We start from the raw sequence: 15,700 nt of genomic DNA on the forward strand, positions 1-15,700 counted from the left end.
AATCGGCGAGTGGACTACGGAAAGCTCGACGCCCCCCTGGCCTCCGCGGTCGAGGCGGCCGCGCGCGCCCCGGAGAGCCGGAGTCTCCTCGTGGTCCTTCGCCTTACGGGAACTCCCTCGGACCGGGAGGTCGCCCGGCTCCGCGAGGCCGGCCTGGAAGCACCACCGCCGGCGGCCACGGTGCTGACCGGGGTCCTCTCACCCCGGGAGGTGGACGAGCTGTCCGAGGAGCCGTTCGTGATGTCGCTGTCCCTGTCGAGCAGCCGGCGTCCGCTGTCGGACGGGTAGCCGCCGTCGGGGCCGTACGGCCCCGGCCACGCGTCTCTCAAGGGGGCCGGGGGTGGCCGCTGCGCGGGGCGTTTTCCCCTACCCGCCCCTTCCCGAAACCGGGCTCCGCCCGGGCCCGGCACCGCGCTGCGCGCGGTGTTTCCGTGGGCTCCGCCCCCGGACCCCCGCGCCTCAATCGCCGGCGGGGCTGATTTCGCGGAGCGAAATCCAGCCCGCCCGGCGTTTGAGGGCACCGCGCGGAGCGCGGTACGCCGCCCGCAGGGCGGCACGGGGTCCGGGGGCGGAGCCCCCGGTTCGGGAAGGGGCGGGTAGGGGAACAGCCCCGCGCAGCGGCTACGCCCCCGCCGTCACCGCAAGTGCGACGTGTCGTTCAGCAGCCGCAGCGACGCGTTGCCGTCCGCGTAGTACGCCACCGCCGACAGCGACGCCGCCGACAGTTCCATCCGGAACAGCGACTCCGGCGGGGCGCCGAGGGCCAGGCGGACCAGGGTCTTGACCGGGGTCACGTGGGTGACGAGGAGGATCGTGCGGCCCTGGTGCAGGGCGAGGAGCTTGTCGCGCGTCGCGGCGACCCGCCTCGCCACCGTGGCGAAGCTTTCGCCGCCGCCCGTCGGCGCGGCCTTCGGGGAGGCGAGCCACGCTTCGAGGTCGTCGGGGTAGCGCTCCCGTACCTCCGCGTAGGTCAGGCCCTCCCACGCCGCGAAGTCGGTCTCGCGCAGGCCTTCCTCGATGCTCACGCCGAGGCCGAGCTTCGCCGCGACGGCGTCGGCCGTCTCACGGCAGCGCCGCAGCGGGGAGCTGACGATCGTCTGGATCGTGCCGCGCTCGGCGAGCGCCGCGGCGACGGCGTCGGCCTGGCGGCGGCCCACGGCGGAGAGCACCGGGTCGCTGCCGCCGCTGCCGGAGAAGCGCTTCTCGGGGGTGAGCACCGTCTCGCCGTGGCGGAGCATGACGAACGTGGCGGGCAGGCCCAGGTCTGGGGCGCCCCACCCGGCGGACGGGGCCGCCGGCGTCGCCAGAAGCTCCGCCCCCGCGACCGCGTCGGAGACGACGGGAGCGGCGGCCGCGGCCGCGCCCCCGGTGCGGACCAGCGCCGCCCGGGCCTTCGCCGCGCCGGCCGCCGCGTCGCCCACCACCCGCGCCGCCTCCGCGTCGCGTGCGTCGAGGGCCGCGGTGGAGCGCGACGGCTCCCACTGCTTGCCCCGCTTGCCCGCGTCCATCGCCTCGTTGGCGAGCCGGTCGGCGTGCTTGTTGCGCTCGCGGGGGATCCACTCGTAGGTGACCTGCGCGGGCGGGAAGACGCGTGCGGCCTCCGCGGCCAGCGGCTTCATGTCGGGGTGCTTGATCTTCCAGCGGCCCGACATCTGCTCGACGACCAGTTTCGAGTCCATCCGTACGCGGACGAGCGCCTCCGGGTCCAGGGCGTGGGCCGCCTTGAGACCGGCGACGAGGCCCTTGTACTCGGCCACGTTGTTGGTCGCCACGCCGATGTACTCCGCGGCCTCGGCGAGCGTCTCGCCGGAGACCGGGTCGAGGACGACCGCGCCGTAGCCGGCGGGGCCGGGGTTGCCTCGTGAGCCGCCGTCGGCCTCGACGACGAACTCGCGCGGTACGGGCACTACAGCCCCGATTCGGACGTGCGGACGAGGATCCGGCGGCAGTTCTCGCAGCGCAGGACCGTGTCGGGCGCGGCGGCGCGGACCTCGTTCAGTTCGGTGATGTTCAGCTCGAGCTGGCAGCCCTCGCAGCGGCGCTGGAACAGCCGGGCGGCGCCGACGCCGCCCTGCTGGGCACGGAGCTTCTCGTACAGCTTCAGCAGGTCGGCGGGGACGGAGCCGGCGACGAGCTCGCGCTCCTTGGTGACGGACGCGGCCTCGCTGTCGAGTTCCTGCTCGGCGGCGTCCCTGCGGGCGATGGCGGCGTCGGCCTTGGCCTGCACGGAGGAGACCCGCTCGGTCAGTTCGGCGACACGCTCCTGCACGGACTCACGGCGCTCCATGACCTCGAGGACGATGTCCTCCAGGTCGCCCTGGCGCTTGGCGAGGGAGACGATCTCCCGCTGCAGGTTCTCCAGGTCCTTGGGCGAGGTGATCGCACCGGAGTCGAGCCGCTGCTGGTCGCGGGTGGCGCGCTGGCGCACCTGGTCGACGTCCTGCTCCGCCTTGATCTGCTCGCGGGCGGTGTCGCTCTCCTCGGTCTGCGCGGCGACGAGCAGGTCCCGCAGCTGCGTGAGGTCCTTGGTGAGCGACTCGATCTCGGCGTGCTCGGGCAGCGACAGGCGCTTGTGCTCGAGCTGCGACAGGCGCCGGTCGAGGGACTGGACGTCGAGGAGTCGGATCTGGTCGGCGGGCGCGGCGTTCAGTTGGGGGCTCCAGAGGAATCGTGGTGGGAGGACCAGGGGTCGGTGACCGTCGTGGAGACGTGGACCCGCAGGTCCCAGCCGTTCCGGTCGGAAATGGCGTCGAGCTGCGCGGCGGCCTGCTCGCACCAGGGCCACTCGGTCGCCCAGTGCGCGGCGTCGACCAGGCCGAGCGGCGAGTGCTGGGTGGCCTCGGACGCCGGGTGGTGGCGCAGGTCCGCGGTGAGGAAGGCGTCCACACCGGCGGCGCGCACGTGGTCGAAGAGGCTGTCGCCGGAGCCGCCGCTCACCGCGACGGTGCGGACCGTCGCGTCGGGGTCGCCGGCGAGGCGGATGCCCTGCGCGGTGGCGGGCAGCCGCTTCGCGGCGCGTGCCGCGAACTCGCGCAGTGTCTCCGGATGGTCCAGCTCGCACACGCGGCCGAGGCCGCGGCGGCCGTTCGGGTCCGAGGCGTCGGGCACCAGGGGCCGTACGACGCGCAGGTCCAGCGCACCGGCGAGGGCGTCGGAGACGCCGGGGTCGGCGGTGTCGGCGTTGGTGTGCGCGACGTGCAGGGCGATGTCGTTCTTGATCAGCGTGTGCACGACCCGGCCCTTGAAGTGGCCGGCCGCGACCGTCGTGGTGCCGCGCAGATAGAGCGGGTGGTGGGTGACGAGCAGGTCGGCACCGAGCCGCTGCGCCTCTTCGACGACGTCCTGGACGGGGTCCACGGCGAACAGCACCCGGAGGACCTCGGCGTCGGGGTCTCCGCAGACGGTGCCGACGGCGTCCCACTGTTCGGCCCGCTCTGGGGGCCAGAGGGCGTCGAGCGCGGAGATGACTTCAGACAGACGGGGCACGCAGCAAAGGCTACCTGCCCCGCCCGCCTGTGCGGCCGTGCCCTACTTGACGAGGAAGCCGCGCAGGTCGTCGAGGACCTCGCCGGCGGCGGTGACGCCGAGACCCAGGTACCAGGTCTCGTCGGGAACGTCCTTGGCCTGCCCGGCCTTCACGGCCTTCAGGTCCTTCCACAGCGGGTTGGACTCGGCGGTGTCGCGCTTGGTCTTCGACGGGTCGCCGTAGACGCCGGTGAAGATCCAGTCGGCGTCGGCCTCGTCCATCTTCTCGGGGCTGATCTCGGCGGCCAGGTCGTTGATCTGCTGGTTCTTCGGCCGCGGGACGCCGGCGTCGTCGAGGATCGTGCCGATGAAGGACGCCTTCGCGTAGAGGCGGATCTTGCCCGGCATGTAACGGAGCATGGTGACCGTCGGCTTGTTCTCGCCGAGGTCGGTGCCGAGCTGCTTCGCCTTCTTCTCGTACTCGGCGAGCTTGGCCTGCGCCTCCGCGGTCCTGTCGAGCGCCGCGGCGTTGAGGAGGTAGTTCTCCTTCCAGGTGAAGCCCGGGCGGATGGAGAAGACCGTCGGCGCGATCTGCGACAGCTCCTTGTACTTGTCGCTCGCGCGCAGCTGGCTGCCGAGGATCAGGTCCGGCTTGAGGGCGGCGATGGCCTCGAGGTTGAGGCTGTTGATGGTGCCGACGCTCTTGGGGCTGCCGGCTTCCTTCTTCAGGTAGCCGGGGATGCCGTCGTCGCCTTCGGTGGGCGCGTAGCCGACGGGCCGGATGCCGAGGGAGGCGACGTTGTCCAGCTCACCGACGTCGAGGACGACGACCCGCTTGGGCGCGGCCTTGATCTCGGTCTTGCCGAGGGCGTGGGTGATGGTGCGGGGGAACTCGCCGGCCTTGGCGTCCGTGCCCATCGCCGCCGTCTTGGCGGCGGCGTCGCCGAAGTCCTTGCCGCCCTGGGCCACGGCCTTCTTGCCGCCGTCGTCCGCCTTGGCGCCCGCGTCCTTGTCCGCACCGCCGTCGGCGCCGCAGGCGGCGAGGGAGAGAGCGGCTGCGAGGGCGACTGCGGCGGCTGTGCCGCGGCGGCGTAGGGACATGACGTGCTCCTGATCCGGTACTTAGGTGGGCCTTACCTTAAGCACGGGCAGGCCGGGGAGCACAACCGCCCCCTCAATCACAGGCGAATCAGGGCATGGCCACCCATATGTGTGAAGAGACCTCTCACGTGTTGTTCGGCAGGAAGTGCGATACCTAGCTTCGGAGTCCGGAGGTGAGGCATCGATGACAGCCTGTGCCATCGAGACCGCCGCGGCAGACGGGGCGGTGACGAGTACGGACGGTACGGACGGTTCGGACGGCGCGCGGACCACGAGCGACGCGGAGGTCCCTCGCGGCGCGGCGGCCCCGGCGATCACGATCACCGCGGACGGCACGTACGGAGCCCGCCTGGCGGGGAGGGGCGACGCGCTGTTCCCCGAGCGCTGGACCCTCGACGGCCTCGAGCCCTACGCCGTTCCGCTTCCGCTCGACCAGCCGGAGGAGCGCGACGCACAGGTGCTGCCGCTCTCCGACGGCCGGGTGCTGATCAGTCGCCGGGTCGCGGAGCGGCACACCTTCTCGCTGCTGTACCCGACCGGTCCGGCGACGGGCGAACTGCCCCTCGGGGCCGTCCCCACCGAGGAGTTGACACTGCTGCCGCCGTCCCCGGACGGCGTCCTCGCCTACGCCCTGGTGCCGAACGCGCATTCCACCGGCATCTGGCTGGTGGCGGGCGGGGCCCGCGGCCCCGAGCGCGTCGCGGAGGTTGCCGGGCACTGCTCGGGCGGCGCGTGGCTGGACCGTGCGGGACGACTGCTCGCGCTGGACCGCAGGCGGCCGGACGGCGGCCCGGTCAAGACGGTCGTGGTCGACCTGGCGCGCGGCGGCGAGGTGACGCCGCTGCTCCAGATCACCGACGAGAGCGACGACCGGCTGCTGCTCGCGGACGCCGACAGCGGTCTGCTGCTGATCCGTTCGAACGCGCCCGGGCCCGGACAGGACCGGCTCGGCTGGGGCGTGCTGGGCAGCGCCCGGCCGGTGCGTTTCCCCCGGAGCCTGCGGCTGCCGGACGCACTGGTGACGCCGTTCGCGGTACAGCCGGGGCAGGTCCTGATGCCGGAGAGCTGTGCGGTGGCGCTGCGGATCGACGGCGCGGCCGGCAGCTGGGTGGGCCTGTGGCGCCCCTCGGCCCGCCGGATGATCCAACTCGCCCCTCCGGAGGGCTGGTTGGCGGGCGCCGGAACCTGGAACCGGGACGGCGTGCTGCAACTGCCGTACGCGACGGAGCCGGTGCCGTGCGGGGTGATCCGTACGGAGGTTCCGGAAGCGCTCGGCGCCTCTGCAGAAACCTTCGGTCACATGGCGGCCACAGAACCGGCACAAGCGGAAGCCGCAGGTGGGGAACCGTGCGAGGGCTCCGAGGGTCCTGTTGTGTGCAGGCCCGTTCCGTTGCAGCAGGCGCCGCTCACCGGGCGCGGTTCCCGTGGCTAGACTCACGGGCCGGGGCGACCGGGCCACGGTTCCGGCCGGCGGCCGGGGGGCCTGCGACACGTGTAAGCAGCGATTTTCTACGGGGTGACTTCCCACATGTCAGAAGCCCGAACCGACACGACCCACACGCGCCCGCGTCCGCAGTCCGCGACGCCGGGGCGGGGCGAAACCGGTGGCGGTGGCGGTAGCGCGAGTCCGGGTGCCGGCAGGCACCGGGGCGGTGCGGCGGCGAAGGACGATTCGCCGGCGCCGGGGCGGGGGCGGCATCGGAGGCCGTCGGGGGGCGATGGAGCGTAAGGGGGCGGCGCGGGTAGCGCGGGTAGCGCCTGCGGCGGGCTTGTCCCCTACCCGCCCCTTCCCGAAACCGGGGCAAGCCCCGGACCCCGTACGGCCTTCGGCCGTGCCCTCAATCGCCGGGCGGGCTGACTTTGTCAGCCCCGCCGGCGTTTGAGGCGCGGGGGTCCGGGCGGAGCCCGGTTCGGGAAGGGGCGGGGAGGGGAACAGGCCCCGCGCAGCGGCCACCGCCACCCCTACCCCCGCCTCAGCCCCAGCACCTCCCCCGCCGCGAACGTCTCGCCCCGCGGCTTCGCGTCGAAGTACGGCGTCAGGACCCCGTCCAGCTCCTCGAAGCCGAACGTCGGGCCCTTCGACAGGGACGCGTCGAACTTCGCCGCCACCCGAGGGCGTTCCACCACCGCCACCATCCCGCCGTGCACGACCAGCAGTTGGCCGTTGACGACGGCCGCGGCCGGTGAGGACAGGTAGCCCACCAGAGGCGCGACGTGCTCCGGCGACAGGGCGTCGAAGCCGCCCGGTTCCGCCTCCGCGAAGCCCGCGAAGACGTCCTCGGTCATACGGGTCCTCGCCCGGGGGCAGATCACGTTCGCCGTGACGCCGTACTTCGCGAGGGCGTGCGCCGTCGAGGTCGTCAGGCCGACGATGCCGCCTTTGGCGGCCGCGTAGTTGGGCTGGCCCGCCGATCCGGCGAGGAACGCCTCGGAGGAGGTGTTGACGATCCGTCCGTACACCTGGCCGTCCGCCGCCGCCTTGGCGCGTTCTCTCCAGTGCGCGGCCGCGAATCGCGTGGTGTTGAAGTGGCCCTTGAGATGGACCCGGATGACCGCGTCCCACTCGTCCTCGCTCATCGAGAAGACCATCCGGTCGCGCAGGATGCCCGCGTTGTTGACGAGGATGTCCAGCTTGCCGTACTCGCGGACCGCCAGGTCGACCAGGGCGCGGGCCGTGCGGAAGTCGGCGATGTCGCCCAGGTGGGCCACGGCCCGGCCGCCCGCCGCGCGGATCTCGTCGGCGACCGACCCGGCGGCCGACCCGTCCCCTCCCGGCGGCCCGTAGTCGTTGACGACGACGGCCGCACCCAGCCGCGCCAGTTCCAGCGCCTCGGCCCGGCCGAGGCCGCGGCCCGCGCCGGTGACGATCGCGCTCAGGCCCTCCAAGGGAAGTGACATGCCGCCCGTCCCCTCAGATCTCGATGCACGTGCGCAGGGCCTCGCCGCTGCGCATCTGCGCCACCGCGTCGTTGATGCCGGCGAGCGGCACCCGGTGGGTGATGAGGCCCGCCAGGTCGATCCGGCCGGCCCGCCAGAGCTCGATGGCCCGTTCGTATGAGCGCAGCACGTCCCCGCCGCCGTACATGGACGGGAGGATGCGCTTCTCGTCGAAGAACAGCTCGAACATGTTGAACCGCAGGTGGTCGTCCATCGCGCCGGCGCCGACGACGCACAGCGTCCCGCCGCGCCGGGTCGTCTCGTAGGCCGTGCGGGCGGTCGCCGACTTCCCGACGACCTCGAAGACGTAGTCGAAGCCCTCCCCCGCGGTGATCCGCTGCTTGGCGTCGACGAGCGCCTCCGGCTCCACCGCTTCCGTCGCGCCGAACCGCAGGGCCGCCTCGCGCCGGGACGCGACGGGATCGACGGCGACGATCTGGGCCGCGCCCCGCAGTTTCGCGCCCTGGATCGCGGAGATGCCGACGCCGCCGCAGCCGATGACGGCGACGGAGGAACCGGTTTCCACCTTCGCCGTGTTGATGGCCGCGCCGAGTCCGGTGGTGACGCCGCAGCCGATGAGTGCGGCGATGTCGAAGGGCACGTCGTCGGGTATCGGCACCGCGCAGCCCGCGGCGACGACGACTTCCTCGGTGAAGGTGCCGGTGCCCGCGAAGCCGAAGACGTCGCCGCCGGGGCGGCGGAAGTTGGGCGTGCCGGCGTTCATGAACCCGGCCAGGCACAGATGGCCCTGCCCCCGCTTGCAGGAGGGGCAGGCTCCGCAGGCGGGCAGCCAGCACATCAGGACCCGGTCGCCCGCGCCGAGTCCGACGACGCCGTCGCCGACGTCGAGGATCTCGCCGGCGCCCTCGTGGCCGGGCACGAAGGGGGCGGGCTGCGGCAGCACACCGTTCATGGCGGAGACGTCGGAGTGACACAGGCCGGTGGCCCTGATCCGGATCCGCACCTTGCCGGGGCCGAAGCCCACCGCCTCGACGTCATCGAGGACTTCGAGTTTGTCCTGGCCGATCTCGTGCACTACGGCTGCGCGCATGGTGCGGCTCCCTTCACACGGTTTCTACAAGGGTGTCGGCGAGGACGGGTGCGTCGTCCCGGTCGGCGGCGGTCACCACCACCTGGACGCGGCCGGGCAGGTCCCACATCCGGATACGGAGGGTCTCGCCGGGGAAGACGACGCCCGCGAAGCGGGCGCGGTACGAGCGGACACGGGTGACGTCCCCGCCGAGCAGGGTGTCGACGACGGCCTTCAGGGTCGTGCCGTACGTGCACAGGCCGTGCAGGATCGGCCGGTCGAAGCCGGCGAGTTTTGCGAAGTCGGGGTCGGCGTGCAGGGGGTTGAGGTCGCCGGAGAGCCGGTAGAGCAGGGCCTGGTCCTCGCGGATGTGCCGCTCCACGGTCGCGTCGGGGGCACGGTCCGGCAGGTCGAGGCGCTCGGACGGCCCGCGTTCCCCGCCGAAGCCGCCCTCGCCGCGGACGAAGAGCTGGGAGTCGCTGGTCCACAGCGGCCCGTCGTCGTCGGCCGCCTCGGTGCGCAGGACGAGGACCGCCGCCTTCCCCTTGTCGTACACGGCGGCGATCCGTGAGGAGGAGGTGGCCGTGCCGGTGACGGGGATCGGGCGGTGCAGTGTGATGCGCTGGCCGCCGTGGAGGACCGACGCGAGCGCGATGTCGAGTCCGGGGAGCGTGATGCCGCTGACGACGCCCCTGCCCGCGCCTGCCACGGTGGCGAAGCTCGGCAGCACGTGGAGCCGGGACTCGAGGGTGTAGCGCAGCTCGTCGGGATCGGTGGCGGGGCGGCCGGCGCCCACGCCGAGGTGGTACAGCTGGATGTCCTTGTGGTCCCAGGTGACGGTGGTGGAGCGGGGCTCCGCGGCGACGGCCCTGGCGGCGTCAATGGGCATGGGGCTGCTGCTCCTCGGTGAGGTGAAGACCTCGGCACGGCCGTCCGCACCGTCGGCCGCACCGAGGTCGTACGGGACCGGCCAGGCGAGCTGTTCTAGAACGCGTTCTAGGCCGATGGCCCTATGTATAGCGCGGCCTCGAAAGGTTGTGAAGACTGCTGACACCACGTCAGTTCCGTCCAATGGCCGCGCGCACCCGGGACATTTGTCACCGGCGGCTCCGTACATACGGCTCTGCCGGGCGGGCCGGCCGATCCGTAGCGTCGGAGCCATGAACAGCTCAAGGACACGTCAGTGCGGTGGGCCCGTGGCAGCCGGCCCGCCAGGCGGATTCGCGATGCTGCCCTGGCTGCTGATGGGGCTCGGCGCCGTCGCCAATCTCGTCAAGGGCGAGACCCCCAACCCCTGGGTCGGCGCCCTCGGGGTGCTCGCCTTCAACTCGCTCTACCTCGCCGTCGTCTTCCGCGCCTTCGACGACGCCAAGCGCGACTCCGCCGCGACCCGGGGCGCCCTGGTGGCGCTCGCCGCGGTCACCTTCTGCCTCGCCGCCGGCTACGGCGGTGACTGGCTGCTCTTCTTCCCGCTCCTCGGCCTGGCCGTGGGCGCGGTACTGCGGGGCCGTCTGCTGATGGGGGTCGTGGTGCCGCTGTGCGTGGCCGCGGGCGCCGTCGCCGTCTGGCGGGACGGCTGGGTCGCGATCAGCGTCGTGTACGGCACGTTCCTCTCGTCGATGGTGACCGCCGCCGTCTTCAAACTCTCCGAGACGGTGGGTGAACTGCGCGCAGCCCGCGAGGAGCTGGCCAGAAGCGTCGTCGAACAGGAACGGCTGCGCTTCTCGCGTGACCTGCACGACCTGCTGGGCCACACCCTCTCGGTGATCGTCGTCAAGGCGGAGGCCGCCCGCCGCCTGGGCGAGGGCGACATGCGGGCGGCGCTGACGCAGATCACCGACATCGAGGCGGTGGGGCGCCAGGCCCTCACGGAGATCCGCGAGGCGGTCACCGGCTACCGCGAGGGCAGCCTGACCGCCGAGCTCGCCCGCGCCCGCGACACCCTGACCAGTGCCGGCATCGACCCCCTCGTGCGCCTGTCGGGCCCGCTGCTGGAACCGGAGGCGGAGACCCTGCTCGGCTGGGTGGTACGGGAGTCGGTGACCAACGTCGTACGCCACTCAGGGGCGTCGCGCTGCGAGATCGCCCTCACGGGCGCCGCCGGCCACGCCCGCCTCACGGTCACGGACGACGGCCGCGGCCCCGGCCCGTCACCGAGGTCGCCCGGCAGCGGACTGCGGGGACTCTCGGAGCGGCTCGCCGCGGCGGGCGGCACGCTGGAGTCGGGCCCGGCCCCGCAGGGCGGCTTCCGCGTGACCGCCGAAGTGCCGGTCACGGTCGTAGCCTGAGTCCGTGAACGAGATGCCGCGGGACCACAGACCGGCGAAGTCCGTGCGTGTCCTTCTCGCGGAGGACCAGGGCATGATGCGGGGCGCACTCGCCCTGCTGCTCGGCCTGGAGGCCGACATCGACGTGGTCGCGCAGGTGGGGCGCGGCGATCAGATCGTGGACGCGGCGCTCACGTCCCGGCCGGACGTGGCGCTGCTCGACATCGAACTCCCGGGGTGCAGCGGCCTGGACGCCGCCGCCGACCTGGCGCGGGAGGTGCCGGACTGCCGGGTGCTGATCCTCACGACGTTCGGCAGGCCGGGCTATCTGCGGCGGGCCATGGAGGCGGGAGCCGCCGGGTTCCTCGTCAAGGACGGGCCGGTGGAGGAACTGGCCCAGGCGATCCGGCGGGTGCTGACCGGCGAGACGGTCGTCGATCCGGCTCTGGCCGCGGCGGCGCTCGGCGCCGGGCCGAACCCGCTGACGGCCCGGGAACGGGACGCTCTCGGCGCGTCGGTGGACGGGGCGACGGTCGCCGACATCGCGGAGACACTGCACCTGTCCGAGTCGACCGTACGGAACTACCTGTCGTCGGCGATCGGCAAGACCGGCACCCGCAACCGCATGGAAGCCGTCCGGGCCGCCCGGCAGCAGGGCTGGCTCTGACGACCGCACCCGGCGTGCCCCACCGTCGTCATGCCCGGTCCGCCGCGGGCCGCGGCAGCCACAGCAGCATGAGCACCGCGCCCGCGAGGAGCACGCCCGCCCCCGTACGGAAGGCCAGCGCGTAACCGGCCGTCAGGTCCTCCGGCCCGGTGCCGCCGCCGGAGCGCGCGGCGGCGACCGTCGACAGGATCGACAGGCCGAGCGCGCCGCCCATCGTGCGGGAGGTGTTGATGAGGCCGGAGACCAGGCCCGCGTCGTCGGGGTCCGCGCCCGAGGTGGCGAGAGCGGCGAGCGGCGTGGCGGCCAGACCGATGCCCGCCATCATCAGGATCCCGGGGCCCGCGATCGCCGTGAGGTACGTGCCGTCGGCGGTCATCGTGGACTGCCAGCCGAATCCGGTCGCCGCGATCAGGGTGCCGAGGACGGCGACGTTGCGCGCGCCCCCTCTGGCCATCAGCGACGGCGCCAGTTTCGAGCCGACGATGACGCTGACGGAGCTGGGGACGAGGGCGAGGCCGGCCTCCAGCGGTGTGTAGCCGAGCACGTTCTGGGCGTACACCGTCATGAAGAACCACATCGCGAAGGACGCGGAACCGGTCACCAGCATGGACACGTTGGCGGCCGACACGGCCCGCGACCGGAACAGCTTCAGCGGCATGAGCGGCGCCTTCGTCCTGGCCTCCACCACCAGGAACAGGCCGAGCAGCGTGAGCCCGCCGAGCAGCGGCAGCAGCGTCCCGCCGGCGCCCCAGCCGGACTCCTCCGTCTGCACGATGCCGTACGCGACGGCGGCCAGACCGCCCGTCACCAGGACCGCGCCGGGCAGATCGAGCCTGCGGCTGCCGCCGGTGCGGCTCTCCGTCAGCCACAGGACGGCGGCGGCCAGCACCACCACGCCGACGGGGACGTTGATGAGCAGAACCCACCGCCAGGACAGCAGGTCGGTCAGTACCCCGCCGACGAACCCGCCCGCCGCGCCGCCCGCGGCTCCGACGGCCGCCCAGGTGGCGATCGCGCGGGTCCGCGCCGGGCCCGGCGGCACGGCGGAGGTGATGATGGTCAGGGTCGCCGGCGCGAGGACGGCCGCGCCGAGCCCCTGCACCGCGCGTGCGGCGAGCAACTGCCAGCCCTCCTGGGCGAGTCCGCCCGCGACGGAGGCGGCGGTGAACAGGCTCAGCCCGACGATGAACATCCGCTTGCGGCCGAATATGTCCGCCGCCCGCCCGCCGAGGAGCATGAACCCGGCGAACGCGATCGAGTACGCGTTGAGCACCCATTGCAACCCCGTCGCCGAGAGCCCGAGGTCGGCGCGCATCGAAGGCAGCGCCACGTTCACCACGGACACGTCCAGCACGACGAGGAAGGCGCCGGCGCACGCGGCGAGGACCACCGCCCACGTACGGGGCGAGGGCGCGGTGGGCGCGGGGGCGAGCGACGTCTGCGCGTTCGAGGGGGCCTGGGGCATGCCTGTCATGGTCGCAGCGACAGGTCGGTCCGTACATCCTGATTTCGATGTACGGCTCATGTGGCAGGGACCAGGACCAGGGACCTAGGAGGGCTTCGTCTCCGTGGCGGCGGCGACGGCATTTCCGGGGGCGGGGGTGCGCGGGCTCGCGGGTGGTCTCATCCCACTTCGGCCGGACGGGTGCCGTGGTGGGTGTTGTGCCGCCACCGGGCACCGGCCCGCGGGCGGCGGCCGCGGTGGCCCGATTGATCCCCGTCGTCTCGTGGAAGTGCTGTTGCACGTGACGCTGGTGCCCAATGAGGAGGAGGAAGTGCGATGACCATCGCTCCTGAGATTTCCGTCCGGCGTGAACGGTCGGCGGCGGTCCCTGTCGTGGTGGCCGCGGCCGTGGCTCCGCTGCTGGTATGGCTGGTGGCCGACCCGCTGCTCGGCGCCCGGCTGGAGGTGTTGACACCGCGGGGCGCGGTGGAGCTCGGCGCCCCGCCGATTCTGATCGCCGGCGTCCTGTCCGCACTGGCGGGCTGGGGTCTGCGCGGTCTCCTGGACCGGTTCGCACCGCGGCGGGGCCGGACGATCTGGCTCGTGACGGCCGTGCTGGTGCTGGTGCTGTCGTTCCTGCCGCTGACGGATCCCGCCATCAGCACCTCCACCCGCCTGTGGCTGGGCCTGATGCATGTCGTCGTGGGAGCCGTGCTGATCGCCGGGCTCGGTCGCCGCGGGGGTGACCGGCGGGCCGTCGCCGGAAGGCGTGCCTGACGGTCGGTCCGGTGGCGAAGGAGACGGCGGGACGGCACCGGACCGTCCGCGTCTGCCTCACGTTCCCCGCGGGAAAGGGCCGTCAAAGCCGCCCGGCTCCGGCGGCGGCGACGAACGTCGCGAACGCGGCGGGTGTGGTGGTGAGGGCGGGACCGCCGGGGTTCTTGGAGTCGCGGACGGCGACGTGGGGGGTGAGGTCGGCGACCTCGACGCAGTCGCCGCCGGTGTCGCCGCTGTACGAGGACTTGCGCCAGGCGGCGCCCGCGAAGGGGGCGCATTCGATGCATTCGCCGCCGGTGGTTCCGCTGTAGGACGACTTACGCCACTGCACTCCCGTGCCCATAACGTTCCTCCATTACGCGAGACATCAGCGCCGCCGAGTCCTCGGGGGAGAGGGCCATGGCTTGCAGCCGAGCGTAACCGACCGAACGCTCCCGGATCACTTGCGGGTTGGCCGTCATGTGCCCGGCATCGTAGCCCTCCGTGTAGAAGAGGTCCGGATCGTCGTCGGAGCGAAGGAGCGTGAAGGACCCCAACATTCCTGTGTGTTGGCCACCGGAGAAAGGCAACACCTGAACCTGCACCCATGGCCGGTCATGGAAGGACAGCAGGTGTGCGAGTTGCGCTCGCATGACCTCGCGGCTGCCCACCTCTCGGTGAAGGACCCCCTCGTCGAGGACCACCCAGAGGACGGGCGGCTGCTCGCGCTCCAGGATCCGCTGCCGTTCCAGCCGAGCAGCGACCAGCTCGTCCACCTGATCCGGCCGGTCGACACCGAGCAACGCTCTCGCGTAGGACTCCGTCTGCAGCAGCCCGTAAACCAACTGCGCCTGATACGTCGAGATGTACGCCGCCTTCGCCTCCATCTCCGCGTACGCCTGGAACCAGTGCGGTAGTTGGCTCCGTAGCACCAGCCCGACCAGCCGCGAGAACATGCCGTCCGTGCCCAGCGCCGCGTCGACCCGTTCGCTGAAGTCCCGGGTGGGGACCTTCTTCGCCGTCTCGATCTGGCCGACCAGCGAGCCCGTGACGAAGATGCACGAGCCCAACTGGACCTGGTTCATGCCGGTCGCTTCCCTGCGGCGGCGCAGTTCCGCGCCGTAGTAGTCCAGCGGCGACGCGCCGGGGTCGAGGTTGCGCATGTGGACCATCGCGTCGGCCCCCCGTTCGTTGTGGCTCCCGGCCGACCGTAAGCACCCCGGCGCACCCGGGTGAGGTGAATCACGCAGGACACCTCGAACGGGGGACCTACCGGCGCGTAGGGCACGATGGCCTGATCCGTACGACCCGCCCAGGAGGACCCCCATGGCGCCCGCCACTCCCCAGCCGGAGATCCTTGCCGCCTTCGAGGCCGCCAAGGGCTTCATGCCCGTGGGCGAGGGCCTCGCCCTGTACGCGGCCGCCGCGGAGGCGGGGGCGCTCGGGCTGCCGCTGCTCGAGGTGGGGACCTACTGCGGGCGCTCGACGATCCTGCTGGCGGACGCGGCGCGGGAGGCCGGCACGGTCGCCGTGACCGTGGACCACCACCGGGGCAGCGAGGAGCAGCAGCCGGGCTGGGACTACCACGACCCGGAGACGGTGGACCCCGAGGTGGGTCTCATGGACACGCTGCCCACCTTCCGCCGCACGCTGCACAAGGCCGGTCTCGAGGAGTACGTCGTCGCGGTCGTCGGCCGGTCGCCGCAGGTGGCGAAGGTGTGGGGCGGGCAGGCGGGGCTCGTCTTCATCGACGGCGGCCACACCGACGAGCACGCGACGAACGACTACGAGGGCTGGGCCCCGCATGTCGCGGAGGGCGGTCTGCTGGTGATCCACGACGTCTTCCCCGACCCGGTGGACGAGTGGACGGGACAGGCCCCGTACCGCATCTATCTCCGTGCCCTGGCGTCCGGCGCGTTCACCGAGGTCTCGGCCACGGATTCGCTGCGCGTCCTGCGCCGCACCGGCCCGGGCATCTGACGGGCGCCCCGGGACCGGGGCCGTACGCCCGTGGCGGAGGTCCGGTCGGGTGC

General features: G+C 72.8%; 16 protein-coding genes. 6 read left to right on the top strand and 10 right to left on the bottom strand.

What is annotated here, in order from left to right; genetic code table 11:
• Positions 1-9: 9 nt before the first annotated feature.
• Positions 10-288 (top strand): hypothetical protein, encoded by a 279-nt coding sequence (locus AB0K36_RS20765; RefSeq protein WP_364596375.1) that lies wholly within the window; start codon positions 10-12, stop codon positions 286-288.
• Between the two features lie 347 nt (positions 289-635).
• On the opposite strand, the gene AB0K36_RS20770 is transcribed toward AB0K36_RS20765, so the two are convergent.
• The 4 genes from AB0K36_RS20770 to AB0K36_RS20785 are packed head-to-tail and all read right to left on the bottom strand — an operon-like array spanning position 636 to position 4,566.
• The gene (locus AB0K36_RS20770; protein ID WP_364596377.1) at positions 636-1,907 is read right to left on the bottom strand and encodes a bifunctional RNase H/acid phosphatase; all 1,272 of its coding nucleotides are present in this window, start codon (positions 1,905-1,907) and stop codon (positions 636-638) included.
• Positions 1,907-2,650 carry a zinc ribbon domain-containing protein gene (locus tag AB0K36_RS20775; RefSeq protein ID WP_364596493.1) on the bottom strand — a complete coding sequence of 248 codons (744 nt, stop codon included), beginning with the start codon at positions 2,648-2,650 and terminating at the stop codon, positions 1,907-1,909. Before AB0K36_RS20775 ends, AB0K36_RS20770 begins: the two co-directional genes overlap by 1 nt.
• Positions 2,647-3,486 carry a Nif3-like dinuclear metal center hexameric protein gene (locus tag AB0K36_RS20780; protein WP_189473989.1) on the bottom strand — a complete coding sequence of 280 codons (840 nt, stop codon included), beginning with the start codon at positions 3,484-3,486 and terminating at the stop codon, positions 2,647-2,649. Before AB0K36_RS20780 ends, AB0K36_RS20775 begins: the two co-directional genes overlap by 4 nt.
• Positions 3,487-3,528: 42 nt before the next feature.
• The gene (locus AB0K36_RS20785; protein WP_364596379.1) at positions 3,529-4,566 is read right to left on the bottom strand and encodes an ABC transporter substrate-binding protein; all 1,038 of its coding nucleotides are present in this window, start codon (positions 4,564-4,566) and stop codon (positions 3,529-3,531) included.
• 184 nt (positions 4,567-4,750) lie between these two features.
• Here AB0K36_RS20785 and AB0K36_RS20790 point away from each other — a divergent pair, with 184 nt between their 5' ends.
• Positions 4,751-5,998 (top strand): hypothetical protein, encoded by a 1,248-nt coding sequence (locus AB0K36_RS20790; RefSeq protein WP_364596381.1) that lies wholly within the window; start codon positions 4,751-4,753, stop codon positions 5,996-5,998.
• Between the two features lie 530 nt (positions 5,999-6,528).
• Here AB0K36_RS20790 and AB0K36_RS20795 read toward each other — a convergent pair.
• Genes AB0K36_RS20795 through AB0K36_RS20805 form a run of 3 tightly spaced genes read right to left on the bottom strand, consistent with a single transcriptional unit; the run spans position 6,529 to position 9,422 of the window.
• Positions 6,529-7,464, bottom strand: coding sequence for a 3-oxoacyl-ACP reductase (locus tag AB0K36_RS20795; protein WP_364596383.1), 936 nt, complete (start codon positions 7,462-7,464; stop codon positions 6,529-6,531).
• A 13-nt stretch (positions 7,465-7,477) separates the two neighbouring features.
• Complete coding sequence (locus AB0K36_RS20800; RefSeq protein WP_364596386.1) at positions 7,478-8,554, bottom strand: Zn-dependent alcohol dehydrogenase; 1,077 nt, start codon at positions 8,552-8,554, stop codon at positions 7,478-7,480.
• Positions 8,555-8,567: 13 nt separating this feature from the next.
• Positions 8,568-9,422 carry a MaoC/PaaZ C-terminal domain-containing protein gene (locus AB0K36_RS20805; RefSeq protein ID WP_364596389.1) on the bottom strand — a complete coding sequence of 285 codons (855 nt, stop codon included), beginning with the start codon at positions 9,420-9,422 and terminating at the stop codon, positions 8,568-8,570.
• 271 nt (positions 9,423-9,693) lie between these two features.
• Between AB0K36_RS20805 and AB0K36_RS20810 the strand changes: the two genes are divergently transcribed.
• Both AB0K36_RS20810 and AB0K36_RS20815 read left to right on the top strand, forming a co-directional pair.
• Complete coding sequence (locus tag AB0K36_RS20810) at positions 9,694-10,821, top strand: sensor histidine kinase (RefSeq protein ID WP_364596392.1); 1,128 nt, start codon at positions 9,694-9,696, stop codon at positions 10,819-10,821.
• A 13-nt stretch (positions 10,822-10,834) separates the two neighbouring features.
• Entirely contained in the window at positions 10,835-11,467 is a 633-nt protein-coding gene (locus AB0K36_RS20815; protein WP_364596495.1) for a response regulator, read from the top strand.
• Positions 11,468-11,495: 28 nt separating this feature from the next.
• On the opposite strand, the gene AB0K36_RS20820 is transcribed toward AB0K36_RS20815, so the two are convergent.
• Entirely contained in the window at positions 11,496-12,941 is a 1,446-nt protein-coding gene (locus AB0K36_RS20820) for an MFS transporter (RefSeq protein ID WP_364596395.1), read from the bottom strand.
• Positions 12,942-13,247: 306 nt separating this feature from the next.
• On the opposite strand from AB0K36_RS20820, the gene AB0K36_RS20825 reads away from it, so the two are divergent.
• The gene (locus tag AB0K36_RS20825; protein ID WP_364596398.1) at positions 13,248-13,688 is read left to right on the top strand and encodes a DUF6069 family protein; all 441 of its coding nucleotides are present in this window, start codon (positions 13,248-13,250) and stop codon (positions 13,686-13,688) included.
• Positions 13,689-13,770: 82 nt separating this feature from the next.
• Here AB0K36_RS20825 and AB0K36_RS20830 read toward each other — a convergent pair whose 3' ends face one another.
• Together AB0K36_RS20830 and AB0K36_RS20835 are read right to left on the bottom strand one after the other, a co-directional pair.
• Entirely contained in the window at positions 13,771-14,031 is a 261-nt protein-coding gene (locus AB0K36_RS20830) for a DUF397 domain-containing protein (RefSeq protein WP_364596401.1), read from the bottom strand.
• Positions 14,006-14,839, bottom strand: coding sequence for a helix-turn-helix domain-containing protein (locus AB0K36_RS20835; protein WP_364596404.1), 834 nt, complete (start codon positions 14,837-14,839; stop codon positions 14,006-14,008). Before AB0K36_RS20835 ends, AB0K36_RS20830 begins: the two co-directional genes overlap by 26 nt.
• Positions 14,840-14,993: 154 nt before the next feature.
• Here AB0K36_RS20835 and AB0K36_RS20840 point away from each other — a divergent pair, with 154 nt between their 5' ends.
• Positions 14,994-15,647 carry a class I SAM-dependent methyltransferase gene (locus tag AB0K36_RS20840; RefSeq protein ID WP_364596406.1) on the top strand — a complete coding sequence of 218 codons (654 nt, stop codon included), beginning with the start codon at positions 14,994-14,996 and terminating at the stop codon, positions 15,645-15,647.
• Positions 15,648-15,700: the final 53 nt, after the last annotated feature.

Source organism: Streptomyces kurssanovii (assembly GCF_040677245.1).
GTDB classification, from domain to species: Bacteria; Actinomycetota; Actinomycetes; order Streptomycetales; family Streptomycetaceae; genus Streptomyces; species Streptomyces kurssanovii.